Raw genomic sequence first — 16,705 nt, 5'->3', positions numbered from 1 at the left:
TTACCATGAAAGCAATTTTAAAATCAACCGTTCCACCACTGCTTGTACTGCTGTTTGTATATGCTGCATTCAGTAAACTCTTTACTTTTTCAGACTTTGACCAGCAGCTTCACAACCAATCTTTTCCCGGCTGGCTGGCAGATTTTCTGTTGTATTTTTTGATCCCCGCAGAAATTATTACTGCGCTTCTGCTTTGTTACAAGCGGACAATGTTATCAGGTTTACTCATTTCCGTTGGACTGATGCTGGCCTTCACCACCTACATTGCCATGGTCATGCTCCATTTCTGGGACAGGGTTCCCTGTTCATGCGGAGGCATCCTCAGTCAGATGGGCTGGACGGCACACCTGATATTTAACAGCATTTTTCTAATCCTAAACCTTATCGCTTTGTACTTCTATATCACTGAAAGAGAGCTATCTCAAATAATCACCAACGACCAAACAGGGGAAGCCGAAAACCTGCGAAAAGAGTAGGCACCATTTATTCACTAAAGTTTTTCTGAATGTTTTTTGATGTAATAAAGCATTCGTTTCTTATGAAAAGTATCAAATTAAACTTTGCTGCTATCGCATTCCTACTTGGAACAGGCGTAGCAGTAGCATCTACTGCTCAAAAAGCCAATGTTAAATGGGGCTTCAATGGTACCTCTTATGAGGTAGCAGGGGAAGATTATGGCTGCGAACCCTCTGATAAGATTTGTACCCGCACTTATCCAGAAGGCCAAAATCCCAATGTCAACCCAGAGGGATACCTTAGCCAGCAGCTTGGCAATTTTGCACAGTAGCATCTGATTTAACCCTTTGAACCAGCAACCGGCATCTCACCGGTTGCTTTTTTCTTTACCGCTCATTCTGAACAATCCCACTGGCAACTATCTCTTCAGCGGGAATGGGCAACACATAACGTTTATCTCCAGGGTTTAATCTGTAGAGCTGGCCAGCAACCGTCCGGACGATCGTTTTTGCAAAGCGTGGGTCTTTATTGAGCCGTTTGAGGTCTCCCCAACGAAGTCCCCTGAAGGCGAGTTCCTTACGCCTTTCCTTAAGGATAATCTTCAGAGCATCTTCTGCATCATTCGCATTCAAGGCCTGAAAAGTCCCTTTGGCCCAGCGCGTGACCAGCAGGGTATTCAACTCTTTCATGGCATCGGCAAACTGGCCCAACCTGGCCAGTGATTCGGCGCGGATGAGGTACAATTCATCCACAGCAAGTCCGCCGAAAAGTTGCAGGCGGGAACCCGTATAACGCCCTTTTACATAGAAAGGCGCAGTCCCTGCAAAGAATATGCTTTTGCGCAGGTCCTTATCCGCATAAAGCTGGTATAGTTCATCTGCTACCGTTGCCCTTGTTGAGGAGGTAAATCCATATGGGATAAGCTTATCATAAAATATGACCTCCGGATTGTCGGTTGCCGGAGAAGATGGAAATGGGTTGCTGGCGGTCAGACTGATGGTATTGTAATCCAGCAAAGAACGGTTCAGCGCAAGCGCGGATGCCGCGTATTTATCCGCCAGTTCATAATTTTCCATACCCAGGTATACCCTCGCCAGTAACGCATCAACTGCTGCACGGGAAGGGCGGCTTTTAAACCGGGTCTGCTGGGGCAATAACTTTTCTGCCTCCAGCAAATCAATAGTCAACTGGTCATAAACCTGCTGCATGGTAGCCCTTCCCACCTTTGCATTCACATCTGCGGTAAGGCGCAACGGTATGCCCAGATCCTCACCTGCGGTTTTCCTGTCATAGGTCCTGGAAAATAACTGCACTAGGTTATAAAAAGCAAATGCCCGGTGGAAAAGCGCGCTACCTTTTGCAGTGTTCCATGCGGATTTTGATCCTTCGACCCCTTCCAGGTTTTTCAGCCCATCCAATATAATATTGGAATAAAATATCTGTTGATAAGGAAGGTTCCAGTCTGCACAGGGCTCATTTTGATAGAGGTCTCCAGACCACAAGTAACTGTTTTTCTGGACCACCGTTGTGAATCCAGCCACTGCGGCATCGGTGGCGTAAAAATCATCAGCTGAAATCTCCTGTAGGGCTGGGCTGATATTAAAAATAGACAAGTTATCCATCAAAGCAGTAAAATCTTCCAGGGTCGTCGGAATGAGCAGCGCCTTATCCGGTTTTTTATCCAAGAATTCCTTTTGGCAGGAGCTGAAAAGCAGCCCGGACAGCAAAAGCCACATGAGCATAAATATTGGTTTCATAATTTTCAGTTTTAATGGTTATCATTTCAAAAATCAGCTTTGATACCTACCGCAACCGTGCGGGCGGGAGGGAAATCAGCAGCGGGATAGTCCGGATCAAAACGGGATTTCGTAGATTTCCAGATGATCCCGATATTATTTGCATACAGATAGATCTGCAGTTTACTGAGCGATAGCCGCTGCAACAGGTTTTTACCAATCTCATAAGACAGGCTAATGTCCTGAAGTCGGATGTTATCAGCCTTTTCTACAGTTGCGGTAGAAAAATTATAAAAATCATCCCTTGCCACATTGATGCCTGGAGGCATTGAGGGGAGGGTTGTGAAGAGTTCATCGCCTGGTTTTTGCCAGCGTTCACTGTACCTACCCTGAAAGTAGCCCTGTCCGGAAAGAATGCCGGAATAAAGGATTCCGGGCTGCCTGAAATAGTAACCCAGTCGATAGCTGATGTTTGCAGAAAGGGAAAACTGTTTGTAGGTGAATGTATTACGCATGGCGCCATAACTTACCGGCCGGGCAGACCCACTGTAAATTAAGTTATCTGTGGTCGTTGAGGTCAACAGCTGGCTATAATCTTTGCTTATTTTGCCGCCCAGATAACCCTGAGGATCACCGGTCTGGGGATCAAGGCCTGCAAAGGCATAACTGTATACCGCATAAAAGGGTTTCCCCTGCAAAGGATAAACTTCGCTGTCGGATAACTGCGCATATCTTCCTGCCGGTTGCTGCAGCGCATAATCCACAACTTTATCCTTGACATGGCTAAAAAAGAAACTGGTCTGCCAACCCAGTTCACCGACTAAATTCCGGCTGTTCACGCTAATATCAATGCCCGTTCCGCGGGTATTTGCCGTATTCCCACGAAAAGTGGTGATACCCGATGAGGGCGCAAAGGCAATATCCCCGATCAGATCCATGCCCCGTTTTACGTAAGGCTCTATCGTGCCGCTGATCCGGTTATTCTTAGTTGCAAAATCAATCCCCATATTAATCAGGCGAACACGCTCCCACCTCAGCTCAGGGTTTGGAGGATTGATGACCTCAGCATATACGGTATTGATGGCATTGCCCGTGATGTATAGCGCTGTTGTGAAGGCAGAAAGGCTTTTATTCACATTGCCATTATAACCGTAGGTCAGCCTCATCTTTAAATAAGGAAGCCATTCGAGCTTATAAAAATTTTCCTTATTAATATTCCAGGCGATTCCCGCTGAATATAAGGGCACCCCTTGCTGATTTGTTTTTACCCCGAAAAGATTACTCCGGTCGAGCCTGGCACTCGCCGAAAAGGTATAACGGTCCAGGAAAGTATATGCCGCATTTGAATAATAAGAAATATTGCGGTCGCTCAGATCAGTCATGCTGTTATAAAAAGGAATAGCCGACAAAGAACCGGGGATGGCAAACTGGGGAAACTGGCTTAGGTAATCTATCCCTAAAGCAGTTGCATGACTGTCATCGTACCCATAAGAGCGGTTACGATTGCCTACCGTGTGAAAATCACGGATTTCATACCCGGCAATCGCCGTGAGGCTATGTTGATCATTCCACTGACGGTTTAAATTAAGTTGCCCCCTCAGGCTTTGGCTAGTGGCCGTAAACTGGTCCAGATCCAAAATCGCGCCTCGCGGAATAGCATAAGTGAGTTTCCCGTTAGCATCGACCGCCGAAAAGCTGTTGATCAGGTTCCGGGTAAAATACGTTTTTTCGCTCTGGAGATTCCGCCCGCCAGTGATGGTCTGCCCATACTGGTACAATAAGGAGAAAGAAAGATAAGGCCTGATTTTGTAGCTGGCATTAAAATTCAGCCGGTAATCTACTAGTTTCCGGGTTTTATCTGCCAGATAGATTTCTTCCAACGGCTTATAGCTCCAGTCAAGCAACCCCTGCTGCTGTGCAGCCTGGATAAATCCCTGACGGTAGTCGTGTGTCATCGAAAGCGGATTGCCTGCAGCATCGGCAAGCCTCGCATAGGGATAAAGCGAGGGGCCGTTACCTGTTTTAAGTCCGATCAGGCTTGTTCCAGGATTGTTGGTGGTGGTATTGCTCTGGCTATAATAAAACCCGGTCGTGATCTCCAGTTTTTTATGGAGTAAATTCAACGACTGCCCCCCATTAAACGTATAGCGATCAAAACCGTTTCCGACCAGATTATCCCTGTTATGGTCATATCCTCCTGAGAGGTTAAAACGTTGGATTTCGCTCCCCCCACTAAAATTCAGTGCATACTGCTGGTTTACACTTTTTCGGTAAAAGTACTTATCAAAATCATTGCGCACATCATATCCGGCCAAATCATTGATCTGCGCATCCGCCTGGGCAGTGGTTATTTTCCCATCCCTTCGGGCAATCAGCAATTCCACCACAGGCGTAATCGCCGGATTATTGAAACCCGTTTCGGAATTGAGATAAAAACCTTTATCAAAAAGCATTTTTTCAACACCGATAAAATCCGCAGCAGACATCCTGGGCTGATAAAAAATATCGGGCTGATCACCAATGGCCGTGTTGGCATTAAAGCCTATTTTGACGGCCTGGTTATAACGTCCTTTTTTAGTGGTGATCACAATCACACCATTACCAGCCCGCGAGCCCCAGATAGAAGCCGCAGCAGCATCCTTAAGTACCGAGATACTCTCTATATCATTGGGATTGATATTATTGATATCCCCATCATATGGGAAATTATCCAGTACAATCAAAGGACTGGAATTCCCATAAATCGTATTCTGTCCCCGAACACTTATCAGGCCTGCGCCGGCTGACTTTCCTTTGTTAAAAAGCAATCCCGGAGTGACATCTTCCAGCCGTTCCAACACGCCTGTACTCACCCTTCGGCTGAGCAGTTTATTGTCCACCTGGACAAAAGAACCCGTAGCCCTTTCCGCCGGAAGGGTCTGGTAACCCGTGGAAACGACAACCTCGTCCAACTGCGCCGCGGTAGCAGAGAGGATAATTACCGATGACTCATCGCCAGCCAATACCTTAACCCGAACCGGCTTGTAACCCAAAAACGAAACCAAAAGGGTAACCCTGTCCAGCATAGTTTTTAATGCGAAACTCCCCGTTTGGTCAGTCAGCACCGAAGCCCCTGATTCTTCCATTTTGACGGTTGCCCCATGCAGGGGAACGCGCCCATCGGCCGCTACAACCCTGCCCTTGATTTCTTTAGCGGGCTGCTGTGCTTCCGCTGCTAAACTGTAAAGCACAAATAGTGCGGTGAGGTATAGTGATAAAATTTTCTTCATAACTAAAATTTTGAGCATTAACGTTTACGGATAACGAGCATTTCGATTGCCACAGGTTTTTCAACAAAACGCAAATCATAACGGGCCAGCGCCTTGTTCACATCCTCCACACTGCTCATATTGGCAGTGAGCTGCAGGTCGACCATTCCCGTATATCCAGTCTGGTCAATCAGGGGAAGCGGACTTGCCTGAAAAGGGACCTGCAAGCGGTCGAGGAAAACAGCGAGGAAGCAACTGGTCAGTTTGCACCCAAAGCCATCCATCACAACCGCAGGTGTGCCACCCGAAGTTCGGATCCTATCCATTGAAGAGGTACGCACCAGCGCCAGCGCCTTCACTGTCCGTTTCTCCAGGCCAACCTCAAAATCCGAGAAAAAGCCCCGCAACTGATTTTGCATCAAAGCATAAGCCCGTCCGCTGGACTGCTGACTGATCATCAGCTCATAACAATAAGCCCTGCCTTGCTTCAACCAATCCAGAAAATCTGCACCCGCTAAATGAGGCTCAAATTCTTCTGCCAAACCACCTTCCAGTACCGTTTCCTTTTTTCCTTTTTTATAAGCGATCCGGAACAGTTCGGGCATCGTCAGGTTACGCCCGGTAATGCGCCTCACCGGCCCGGCTGACTGTACATCCACATCTTTATAGATCCCCCGCCCGATATTGACCACATAGCCCGAAAGCTGCGAGCGGAAAATACCATCATTAAAATCAGAACCTGCAAAAAACAAAGGCTCACTGGAATCATACCGCACCTGTTCATCTACCTTAGCCTTAAGCCTAACCGATCCAGCCGCCAACAAAGCATTTATATTTTCACGGGACACCGCCTCACGGTCAGTAATGGCCTTCAACACCCCATCCGCACCGATCCACACATAATGCGGCAGCGTCTGATGCGGAAAAAGCCTGACCAAAGTCGTATCCGCAGAGGCCATCGGCAGAGAAGAAACTTTCCCCGTCTGCCGCTGCAGCTTTTTATAAAAAGCATCAACCTCCTTAAAGGATTGATAAGCCACCGGGAGGAACTGCACACGCCCCTTAAACTCCTCCTGCAAACCCTCCATTTTAGGGATCATCGCAATACAGGGCGAACACCAAGTTGCCCAAAAATCCAGGATCAGCAACTTTCCCTTAAAAGCTGAAAGCGGCAAGACTCCCAAATTCTGACCAGCCCCATCAAGACCTGAAACATTCCTTATCAGCACATCCGGCACCCGCTGCCCGATGATCACCCCCGAATGATCCGCAGATGCAGACGCAGCCACACCGGCAACAGATATATTTTTATCCTGCGCACACACCCCAAAAAAAGGGCATAGCAATAGCAGGAAGCACAATTTAAGCTTCATTTTGATTGATTTAAACGTAAAAAAAAATAAAAAATTGAACTGTAAAAGTCCACCTATGCCCTAAGCCCTCACTCCCTCAATCTTACCCTCCTCCATCAGTGTCCACACCGCCATGACCAATTCGATCAGACCATCAAACACCTCACTAACCTCCTGCTCACCAATACCAAGATCCAGAAAACCTTTTCGATCATTCAAAGCGTAACCCTGAAACGACTCCAGCAACACCAGCTTCACCTTATCGGCACTATACTTACCATAAAATAATTCCAGCACCTGCTGAGCTGTTTTAAAAGAAGGGCTTCCAGGATTATCATCAGGTAAAGTCATAAATAAATGGTTATAGAAAAGTGTATTAATTGATTAAAGCCAAAGCAAAGCTTGACATTTATAATCTGGTTGTGTTGTTCGGTTAAAGCTGATTGATAAAAAGCAATAGCCGGAATCATATCCCAAGCCCACACTACAATTTGCCGCTACACCCTTCGCAGACAGCACACACAGCAGGAGTTCCAGCCAAAAAGTTCTAAATAATACTCCCCCCTTACGGCAAACCCATTATATTTTTTAGAAATTAAAGGAAAACCTAATCGCCAAGAGCAAAAGCAAAAAAAACAGGGCAGGCTGCATTATCAAAGAACCTTAAGAATCATTAACCATTTAGGTCCCTGCCTGCCCTGCCAACCCTCAAACGGGATTCTTCGGCTTTAAAGCATAAAGCCTGTCAAAACGATACTTTTCATTTAGGCCCATACGCTCCGGTTTATATTTATGTTAGAAAAAAACAAGTAAAAACCAGCCCCCTCCACATAAAATATGCAGATACAGTAAACCGTATTGCGTAATAGAAAAAAGATACCTACCTTGGGAATGCGAATAACCATAGTGATGCACCCTTGCCTAAACAGCAATAAAGGGCTGGCACCAAGCTAAATTAACCCACGGGAATCAGTGCGCTCTCTAACACCAACCCCTGTTTTCTTTGGGCTATTTTATACTCGGTAAAATCCAGCGCGCATTACGACGGAGAACAAATAACGTTCTTTAACAAGAGTTTAAGGGAAAACCGAAGTACCCCTTCCCTGAAGTGGTACAAACTGATGGCGCGTAATTTTTTCGTTTTCATAAACGGTTGTTTTTATGTAAAACGATGCGGACTCAAAAGCAAAAGGAACCATATTGGAAAGAAACCAATAGGGCGAACCTCAATGCTTTTGGATGCGGTACCGTCAAGAACCACCTAAGCCAAGGCTTAAGCTTCACAAAAGACTGAAACGAGGTTCGCCCTATTGAATAATATATCAAAGATATAAATATCCAATAGAAATGGCGAACACACGATCGGCTCATGTGAAAGTTTGACGGTTTTCATCCATGAGTGACATCGTAAAAAGCAAGGAAAACCTAACTCTATTTGTCGCTATAAATAACTGAAAACAAATATACCATATAAAATATAAAAATCAAAGAATTTCTATTAATTAAAATGAAGAAGATAGTAGTTATTACTGAGTATGCAGATATTTTAAGAAAATACATGAAAAAATTTTCATTAGAAGCTATAGATATCGCATATTTAGCTAATTCAATTAAAAAAACTATCTCCTCTATTTTAGATCATAATGGTAGTTTAATGCTTGAAACAGCAGAAGCTATAGCAAATTCATTTGGTCTTCATTACTATCAATTCGGAAATCCAAAATACCCAATCCCACCTCTTGAATCACTACCGGCAAAAACTCAACATCGAATAGCCTTTCGGAAAAAAGAAGGTTTACCTAAAGAAAAGACTTATAGCCGTAATGCTGTCAATGAACGAATAAAATCAATATTGGCAACTTATAAAATTGGTAGCGAATTTTTAGCAGAAGAAATCGCAAATAAGATTTTAAGTAAATACGGTGAAACCTATCCAGTTAGTGAGATTGTTGACAGGTTTAAAAAGACTTTCAAAAGCAGCATTGAGAAAACTGGGAAGAAGGATACTGCTAGAGAAGGTCGTGGGCCGAAGCCAATTTACTATATATTGGTTAAAAAAGAGCCAGTGGAAACTTTAGCCAAAAATTAAATACATTAATAATGATGAGTTATTTTGGAAGTATTTCTTTTCCTAATAATTACTGGCATCAGGGCCTATTTTTTGATTTTATAGCTTAGCATTCAAAGCAAAATACCATGAAGACTTTTAAGGAGCTTAGTATACATGACCAGAAAAACGATAAGAAAAATCTAATACGTTTTTTGGATTTCCTGAAAAAACCTACAAATAATAAATGGACATATCGAGTGGATCTCTCGGAAGACTATGCAAAAAACATCTTCAAAAGCATTTCTGAAGTTGGTTGTTTCGAATCTCCTATACTCGAAGAACGTCGGGCATTGGTGTGGTTGGTACTTTGGAGTAAAGAAATTAAGATTGCCAATATTGTGCCTACAGAAACTGGTAGTCTGGGAATCGATTACTATAACCGTTTTTTAGAACTATTCAACTCTGAAATGATTATGCCAGCTGCAAAAGAGGTCGGCGTAGATGTTTTGTCAACCTCTGGATACGAGGATATGGAAACCCTTATTGGAACAGAAACTTATCGCAAATTGGTTACTTGGGCAAACACTACAAACCCAAATCATGGCAACGGTCATCCACTTGATTTTGAGCGTTGGGCGGCATTTCTGACCACTTCTTTTGAACATGACTCCAAGCTCACAGCCAAGATGTTGGAACGGTGGCTTATAGAAGATAAAGATTGGGAGGATAATGAGGCACTACAACAGTTGATGGCAGATTATGAATATGGACTAGAATTATTGGAATATTATGTCAATAATCGCTAGCTCAAAGATCATTAGCCTCGATGAGGCTATCATCTTATTAAACGCCGACTACAAGCCAGTCATCTTCTGGGATAGCTGTTCTCTTCTAGATATCATGCGACTGCCGATGCCTACGCGTAAGCAGCCTATAGATAGGTTGACCAAGATTATGCAAATCAAGCAAGCGATCGTCAATGGCGATATCCTAAGCCTTGCTTCAAAGCTTTCCATAAAAGAATTTAATGATCATATTAATGATATAGATAGCGACCTTTATTTTGAAGCTAGACGAATCAGCCGGGAATATAATGCTTTCGTTGCATTTATAAATACGGTGAATCCGTCAGTTACGCTTCCACTAGTGGATTTAACAAGTCATAAGGTCGAGTTAGGCTTAATGGATATAATAGCAAGCATTGTCGATGAGACTTATTTTATTGATGAAGATTCAAGGTTTGCCGGGCCAGCCTCGCATAAAACAATTAATAAAACTCCACCTGCCCATAAAAAAGGGGAATATAAAGATTGTTACATCTGGACAACGGCTACCTTAGCAAGATCATTAAGCGATCGTCGTCGCATTTTCTACGGATTTATTTCAAGTAATGTGAAAGATTATGCTAATCCAAAATCTGTAAATCTAGTTCCAGATTTAGCCACAGAAGCTGCCACAGCAAGTTTGGATTATTGCGCTAACATTGATGTAATGTACGGTGCGCTCAAAAAGGTGGGTGTAATTTAGAAAAACCTGTTTCACCATTACTGAAATAAACACGATCCACTTAGTATTAACCAAACTTAATACTAAAGTGGATCGATAGATCACTTACTTAATTTTTTTTAAATTAGATCTTAACAACACGGTCATTAATTTCAAAACCAGTCATATCTATTTCTCGGGGAATAAATATAAAGTCTGTTTTAATTCTATTGGATTTCTTTAAAGCATTTTTAAATTTGATAATATCACCATTTTTAATTGTGGAAACCATGATTGCATAAGGAGATAAATCAAGTGTGTTAACACCACGCCCCCTTGCATTTTCATCCACTAAAAGGCTTTCCAATTCCTCAATGCTTATTTTGAAATTTTTCAATAAATCACTTGTTATTTGAGAGAGTCTTAGCAGATCTGTAGGTAATTGTTCCCTTTGAAAATTTTTAGTCAGAAATCCAAGCACTTTTTTTAACTCAAGTGTCTTTTTATCCTCCTTCGCAAGTTCGGGAAGCAGGGATAAATGTTCTGCACCACTGATAGCAAGTTCAGCTTGTTCCAGCATGGCTTTTATTTGAAATGCCACTCTCGTTTTTGCCCAGCTTATGTTATCTGCCTTATAAACAAGATCGTGCGTAGAAATAGACCAAGCATGCTGCAAAAAAGTCTTTATCTGCATTTCGAAAATATTACCATTAAGGGATGATTGCGGCATATAGTCCGGGGTTTTAATCTTGAGATAAAGTCTTAAATCATCAAATGGAAAATTTGTAGCTTCTTTTGAAGTTTCGTTATCAGTTTTAGGCTTCCTGTAAACAATTTCGAATTCCTTTTCGATTTCTGAATAAACCAACCTAATTTCTGCAAGATTTTGCACAACTATTGTTGCAGCAAAAAAATCTTCAAGGTTTTTTGGATCTGCAATCCTTCCGGTTTCTAACTTAAGAGCAAAACTTTCTTTCGATTTCACTCTGCTAAAATAATACCATCTAGGATGACGGAAGCTGTCTACAATTCTATCAACTTCTTTTTTTAACAGATCAGCTTCAGGAGAAATCTTATTGTATAAAGCTGAAACAGAATTAAGTATTTTCATTTTGACCTAAGAGCGCTAATTTCAATGATTGGTATCTCGCATCTCGTTGAGGTAAATCGGTTGATGCACCTTTTGAATTTTTAAAATATTGATAGTGATTGGTAAAAGAGGCATCAGAAGAAACCAGGGCATCTGCATCCTCAGTAGCACTGAGAACAGCAAGTTGGTTCATAAATGTTTCATATCGCCTGGCAATTACGTCTGCTTCGGGCAACTCGGTTTCTAAGGCAATGAGTGACCAGAGCACATATAAGTTATTTGCTGTCTTGCCGTATTGTGAAATACTATTGTTTTCTGCTTCCATCGCACGCAGATAACTTTTTATAAAGCGTTTTTTAGCCAAAAATTCATCCTCATCAAATGCCTCTTCATCAACTTCAACAGTTACATCATCAAATGTAGCATACATCTCATCAATATGATCCTGACTGAAACCAACAATCTTATTCTCAATTAGAACAAATAACAACTCAGAGATGAATTGAACATTTCTCATCCTTTTCTCTTTTGCTGAAGAATTGACGCGAACATCCCACCAAAAATCGTCTTCACTTTCGTTTTCTGCTTCTGTAATGAACCATCCATTGTATCTAGCGTGTCTCAATTCTTGTGGCTGGAGATTTCTTGAATTTCTATTCACCCGATCAAAAACCTCTTCGATATTGGCTCCATCTATTGTTTCAATAAAATCTACTACTAAGGTATAGTCCCAAAATTTTCGCTTGTCTTCCATCAAAAGATCGTTGAACTTTTTCGAATTCAAGTTAATATCTCCAAATGTGGGATCGAGAGCTATTTTATTCTTTGCGAAACTTAAGATAGTTTCTAGACGCTGTTTTCCATCTACGACATGATATTTTGCTACACCCTGATCGCTGAGAGAACGATGGATAAAAATCGGAGGCGTAGGATAATTCCTAAATATAGTATCTAGAAAGAATCTTCTATCTTTTGGCGACCATACACTTTTCCTTTGATATGGAGGATTTAAATCTAACTGTCCATTTCTATCGAGGTCCAAGAACCAAGTAATTTGCTGTGTTGAGGGCTGTCTTTTCATTTCAGATATTATTTTTTATACAAAAGGCAATGCCTTAGTTTCTATTTCGGTGCAAAATGCATCAAGACTTCGATTCCTAGATCGAAATGTTAACAATTGTTTTTTAGTAGCAGATTTGAATTCTTGGCTATATTCACTATAAAGTTTAAAATCTGGCTTCATCTTTCCTATTTTGAATCCTTTCAACCTTTCTAATTTTTTTTTTGGATCGGCAGATTTTGATGAATCACGGGTTTCCAATAAAGTTAATATCCATGCGTCGGTTTCCTCAACAGCAATCGCATGCAGCAACTTGTCTCCTATATCTTCACCCATCCAATCTCTTATCTTACTAATGATCGTAGTTCGAATTATATCGCAATAATCATCATCTTTTGTTGGCTGTTTGACACCAAATTGTGCACTTTCAGCCGTATCAATCTGAACAACGATAAAGTTTTCCCCAGTGCGCTCAAAAAAGGGATTTATAAATTCTCTCTCATGACATTCTCTCCGAACCGAAGTCCAGCCTCCAAAATATTCTTTTGGAAGGTTTGCTAAGTCTGTCTCATCAAGTCCGTTAATGGGAAGTATTGCTAATATATCATTACCTTCTATACCTAAAATTCCCTGTAGTAGATTAGATATTACTGCCCGATCCGAATGTCCTTCTGCAATGATTCCGATTTTCATATTAAAAATTAGTAGGAACAGCCCCTAATAAACCCTTTACCCACATATCGGATAACCGAAATGGCTTATCTTCAAGATTGGATTTAAACTGAATTCTTTCGACTTTTGTAAAACCTTTATCATTTCTGGAAACTTCAAAAAGCCTTTGTTCGTCATTCATAAGATTTAGACCGTCGAGAATTGCCGGATTGTGGGTAGTAATTAATACCTGTTTGCCATTTTTATTTGCAAGTCTTGCTAACTCTTTGATCAGCACACGGCAAAGCCTAGGGTTTAAGGCTGTTTCGATATTATCTATTGCAAATATTGTTGGCGTATTGTTACTCATGAACAAATTCAGATAAAACAAGACATGTAGAATACCCTCATTAGAATTTTCTGCTGAGAATATATTATTCTCTTGCCTCATAAATTTATCCCTAAAGTATAAATTCGATTTGCTCCTACCTGGCTTGAGTCCCTTTAATTTAGGATCTTCTTTCTTATCTGCTATTATTTCAGCTAACCAACTGAAATAAAACTGATTATTAATATAATTTCTATCTTCCTTATTCAAACCTGAGATTAGAAGATCGAGACCTTCACCATTTAAACCCAATGGCGTTTTACGGCTTTCAATACCGGAAATTCCCCGGAGTGTAGCAGTGTTAATGTCATATATAGCATAATCTGATAATAATTCATAGAATTTATTATCTTCAGTATCCTTTTCTTTTTCTACAATCTCTCCCACCATTTCCAAAAGTTTTTTAATACTTATCCCGGGATTTTCTTTTGTAATGGTGTTTATTTTCTGCAACAACTCTTTAGAATCCGAAGAATCAGCAGCTAGGTCCACCCATTTTGTAAAGGTGTCTTTACTATCTACGGGACTTAAAGTCACTTTTATATCTTCATTATTTTCACCATTTTGGAAACTTAATTTAACATCGATTACCGGAACAATATTTTCATTCGCAAATGAACTTATCATGAGATCGGGTTTCGCAAACCTCACTCCCCGACTATTTAATCCATCCAAAGAAAGATCATTCACCTTTGCTGCACCAATACAGGCCAAAACTTCAAGCAAGTTACTTTTGCCTGACCCATTTGCACCTATAAAGACATTAAATCTTCCAAGATCAATCGTTGTATCTACAATCGATTTATAATTTTTAATAACGAGCTCCCGTAGGAAAATATTTGATTTTTCCTGTTCACTCCTTCTTGCCTGAAATCTTTTATAATTATCTAGCACCAATGTCCAATCCTGAGTATTATAAAATCTCACTGTATTATATACTAGATCTGACAAAGAATAATGCGTCAATGAGCTAGTCTGTTCTAAATCCGGATTATCAGGATTCAATAAAGCTATATTATAATCGACAAAAGGCTTCAGAGCAATTTTGCGAAATGATTCCCTAGAGTTCGCTTTGTAATCGGCTTTATAATAATTATTTACAAAAACCATAATATCTTTAGAAAGCCTCATACTTTTATTGGTGAGGTTCTTCCAATCATCTCCAGGTTTTTGTCCGGCCAAAGCCAAAAAAGTAAGAGCACACAATCGATTTTGCTTATCTACCGGAAGTCCTAAATCTCCAAGGATTTTCTGTGCAGAGATAATCTTATCCTCAATTAATTGATCCATAATTGTAATTCCTTTAAATCAATATTAAATATCTCCTGGACAATTTCATCGATTAGTCTTTGTGCAAAATTGTCACTTGCGATTAGCTTACCTATTTTTTTTATAATCTTTATTTCAGGCAATGGGATTTCCCTAAGCTCAGTCGCACTAACATTGATATTTCCATTAAAAGTACGGAAATATACATCAAATAATTTGCTATTTAGAAGAGCTGATAGTCCCAGAAGCTCATATTTATCGAATTTCCCTTTGACACTATAAATATAATTCAGGTGATTCTCGACCCCCAAAAATTTATAGTCTACCAAATCTTTAGCAAAATATGGGGTTGCAATTAATTTGCTCTGGTCCTCTTTTGAACTAAAACGCCTTAAAAAAATATAATCAAGATTTTTGATCAATATGGAGCCTGTTTCCTTCTCGGCAATGATGTATTGTGGTTTCTCTTTCCCTTTAGGGAAATTCTTAACTGGCCAGGAGAATTTCATTTTATCAACATTATTAAGCCAGATCAAAGGAACATATGTTCCTTCAGGAAAATCTCGTATCCAGGACAAACTCCTATATGCAACAACCTTACCTGTTGAAATTTGAATGTTAAAATCTTTCAGTGTGTTAGTCCAAGATTTAAAAAGTTTTATTGCCCTGTCATCTTTTGGTGATGTAGGAATATGTAAAATTTGTTGGTCGGAACTGAAGTTAATCAATTCACTTATTTCATATTTTTTTTCTTTTCGCTCGTCTATATCACTTATTCCGTTACTCACTGATATACTAACCATCTTTTTTTCAGTAAAAGGAAACGACAATTGCTCTTTTGTTTTTGTAAATTTAAGACAAGAGGCTATTATATTTTCCTGCAGGACATTATCCCTGCCAAAGGCGTCTCTCCTAGAATCAAATAGATGTATATTTTTAAATTCTACTAAGGAGAAAAGTATCTGTCTAAATAATCTGAAATAGCTTCCAGAGCTAAAACTTCTTGGGGTTATAAATATTAATTGGCCATGTTCTTTCAATAATTTAACAGATAAAATAAGAAATATCGAATAAATGTTGGTTTGGCCATAAATAATTGATTTTGCTGCGATATTGATCGGACTATTCTTTGCAATTTTGAAATAGGGCGGATTGCAAATCACAATATCAAACAATTCTTCACTTGAGGAAATGTTCTCTAAAACCGGAGCATTATGCATTATAAAATCGTTAACACAAATAAACTGTGTTAAAAGAATTCCTTTTTTGTGCAGCCACTCGCCCAAATAAGCGAAGCTTTTTTCTGTGTATGGCAAAACATCCAAGTCGGTCTCGAACGCTTTAATTTGAATTTCCTTAATCTTGGGGTTTTTTTCGCAGATATACTCAACCAAGGTGCAACTAAGTATTCCAACGCCACATCCCGGATCTAAAATATTAATAGTCTCTTGGTTAACAACACAATACTGCGACATCAATTTAGCTACCTCAATAGGTGTAAAATACTGGCCTAATGATTTTTTATGATCTATTGAAACTTTCTTTGTATACTGCAGTCCTAACTTATCTGCATAAATGGAAGGTAATTCGTCAAACTCGGGCTTGTTTATTAAAATCATAAATCAAGAACAAACTTAACAATTTGTACTCAAAAATCTCATAAATTACATATCCGGAGATCAAAGAGTCTATCAAAAACATTTATTTTGATAACTTTACACTCACCTCCATCCTTATAATTGTATTGCTTTGTGAGTATATTTTTCCGAAAGGTTAACCAATTTCTCGACTACACCGCTGTTGTAATAAAGTTTAAGTTTTATTGGCACATCTGCACTATCATTAGTATTCGCTTAAAAGTTAATCAGCGCAGTGCAAACAGTCGTAGTTTCCTCCTGAAAAAGTAGGCTTTCATTTGGA

At 40.4% G+C, this 16,705-nt stretch carries 14 protein-coding genes; 5 read left to right on the top strand and 9 right to left on the bottom strand.

The annotated features are described in order from the left end of the window. Positions 1-5 precede the first annotated feature (5 nt). Positions 6-476, top strand: coding sequence for a MauE/DoxX family redox-associated membrane protein (locus tag R2R28_RS05620; RefSeq protein ID WP_316824729.1), 471 nt, complete (start codon positions 6-8; stop codon positions 474-476). Between the two features lie 62 nt (positions 477-538). Continuing rightward, complete coding sequence (locus tag R2R28_RS05615) at positions 539-787, top strand: DUF6520 family protein (RefSeq protein ID WP_316824728.1); 249 nt, start codon at positions 539-541, stop codon at positions 785-787. 55 nt (positions 788-842) lie between these two features. Here R2R28_RS05615 and R2R28_RS05610 read toward each other — a convergent pair whose 3' ends face one another. Genes R2R28_RS05610 through R2R28_RS05595 form a run of 4 tightly spaced genes read right to left on the bottom strand, consistent with a single transcriptional unit; the run spans position 843 to position 7,143 of the window. Further along, on the bottom strand, positions 843-2,213 hold the full coding sequence (locus R2R28_RS05610) for a RagB/SusD family nutrient uptake outer membrane protein (RefSeq protein ID WP_316824727.1): 1,371 nt from the start codon (positions 2,211-2,213) through the stop codon (positions 843-845). 26 nt (positions 2,214-2,239) lie between these two features. Further along, positions 2,240-5,461 (bottom strand): SusC/RagA family TonB-linked outer membrane protein, encoded by a 3,222-nt coding sequence (locus R2R28_RS05605; RefSeq protein WP_316824726.1) that lies wholly within the window; start codon positions 5,459-5,461, stop codon positions 2,240-2,242. A 17-nt stretch (positions 5,462-5,478) separates the two neighbouring features. After that, positions 5,479-6,813, bottom strand: a complete 1,335-nt coding sequence (locus tag R2R28_RS05600) for a TlpA disulfide reductase family protein (protein WP_316824725.1) — start codon at positions 6,811-6,813, stop codon at positions 5,479-5,481. A gap of 60 nt (positions 6,814-6,873) precedes the next feature. Continuing rightward, positions 6,874-7,143, bottom strand: coding sequence for a hypothetical protein (locus R2R28_RS05595; protein WP_316824724.1), 270 nt, complete (start codon positions 7,141-7,143; stop codon positions 6,874-6,876). A 1,156-nt stretch (positions 7,144-8,299) separates the two neighbouring features. Here R2R28_RS05595 and R2R28_RS05590 point away from each other — a divergent pair. The 3 genes from R2R28_RS05590 to R2R28_RS05580 all read left to right on the top strand — a co-directional run bounded on the left by R2R28_RS05590 (position 8,300) and on the right by R2R28_RS05580 (position 10,369). Continuing rightward, the gene (locus R2R28_RS05590; RefSeq protein WP_316824723.1) at positions 8,300-8,881 is read left to right on the top strand and encodes a hypothetical protein; all 582 of its coding nucleotides are present in this window, start codon (positions 8,300-8,302) and stop codon (positions 8,879-8,881) included. A gap of 107 nt (positions 8,882-8,988) precedes the next feature. Beyond that, entirely contained in the window at positions 8,989-9,648 is a 660-nt protein-coding gene (locus tag R2R28_RS05585) for a hypothetical protein (RefSeq protein WP_316824722.1), read from the top strand. Then, positions 9,632-10,369 carry a hypothetical protein gene (locus R2R28_RS05580; protein ID WP_316824721.1) on the top strand — a complete coding sequence of 246 codons (738 nt, stop codon included), beginning with the start codon at positions 9,632-9,634 and terminating at the stop codon, positions 10,367-10,369. The genes R2R28_RS05585 and R2R28_RS05580 overlap by 17 nt, the downstream gene beginning before the upstream one ends. 103 nt (positions 10,370-10,472) lie before the next feature. Here R2R28_RS05580 and R2R28_RS05575 read toward each other — a convergent pair whose 3' ends face one another. The 5 genes from R2R28_RS05575 to R2R28_RS05555 are packed head-to-tail and all read right to left on the bottom strand — an operon-like array spanning position 10,473 to position 16,404. Continuing rightward, a complete protein-coding gene (locus tag R2R28_RS05575; protein ID WP_316824720.1) occupies positions 10,473-11,438 on the bottom strand; it encodes a hypothetical protein in 966 nt (321 codons plus the stop codon). Next, complete coding sequence (locus R2R28_RS05570) at positions 11,425-12,498, bottom strand: DUF262 domain-containing protein (RefSeq protein ID WP_316824719.1); 1,074 nt, start codon at positions 12,496-12,498, stop codon at positions 11,425-11,427. The genes R2R28_RS05575 and R2R28_RS05570 overlap by 14 nt, the downstream gene beginning before the upstream one ends. Positions 12,499-12,513: 15 nt before the next feature. After that, a complete protein-coding gene (locus R2R28_RS05565) occupies positions 12,514-13,170 on the bottom strand; it encodes a hypothetical protein (protein WP_316824718.1) in 657 nt (218 codons plus the stop codon). A gap of 1 nt (position 13,171) precedes the next feature. Beyond that, complete coding sequence (locus R2R28_RS05560) at positions 13,172-14,806, bottom strand: AAA family ATPase (RefSeq protein ID WP_316824717.1); 1,635 nt, start codon at positions 14,804-14,806, stop codon at positions 13,172-13,174. Continuing rightward, the gene (locus tag R2R28_RS05555; RefSeq protein WP_316824716.1) at positions 14,794-16,404 is read right to left on the bottom strand and encodes an Eco57I restriction-modification methylase domain-containing protein; all 1,611 of its coding nucleotides are present in this window, start codon (positions 16,402-16,404) and stop codon (positions 14,794-14,796) included. Before R2R28_RS05555 ends, R2R28_RS05560 begins: the two co-directional genes overlap by 13 nt. Positions 16,405-16,705: the final 301 nt, after the last annotated feature.

Source organism: Pedobacter miscanthi (assembly GCF_032678605.1).
GTDB lineage: Bacteria > Bacteroidota > Bacteroidia > Sphingobacteriales > Sphingobacteriaceae > Pedobacter > Pedobacter miscanthi_A.
The sequence above is the reverse complement of the archived record's forward strand: the minus strand, read 5'-3'. Positions and strand labels throughout refer to the sequence as shown.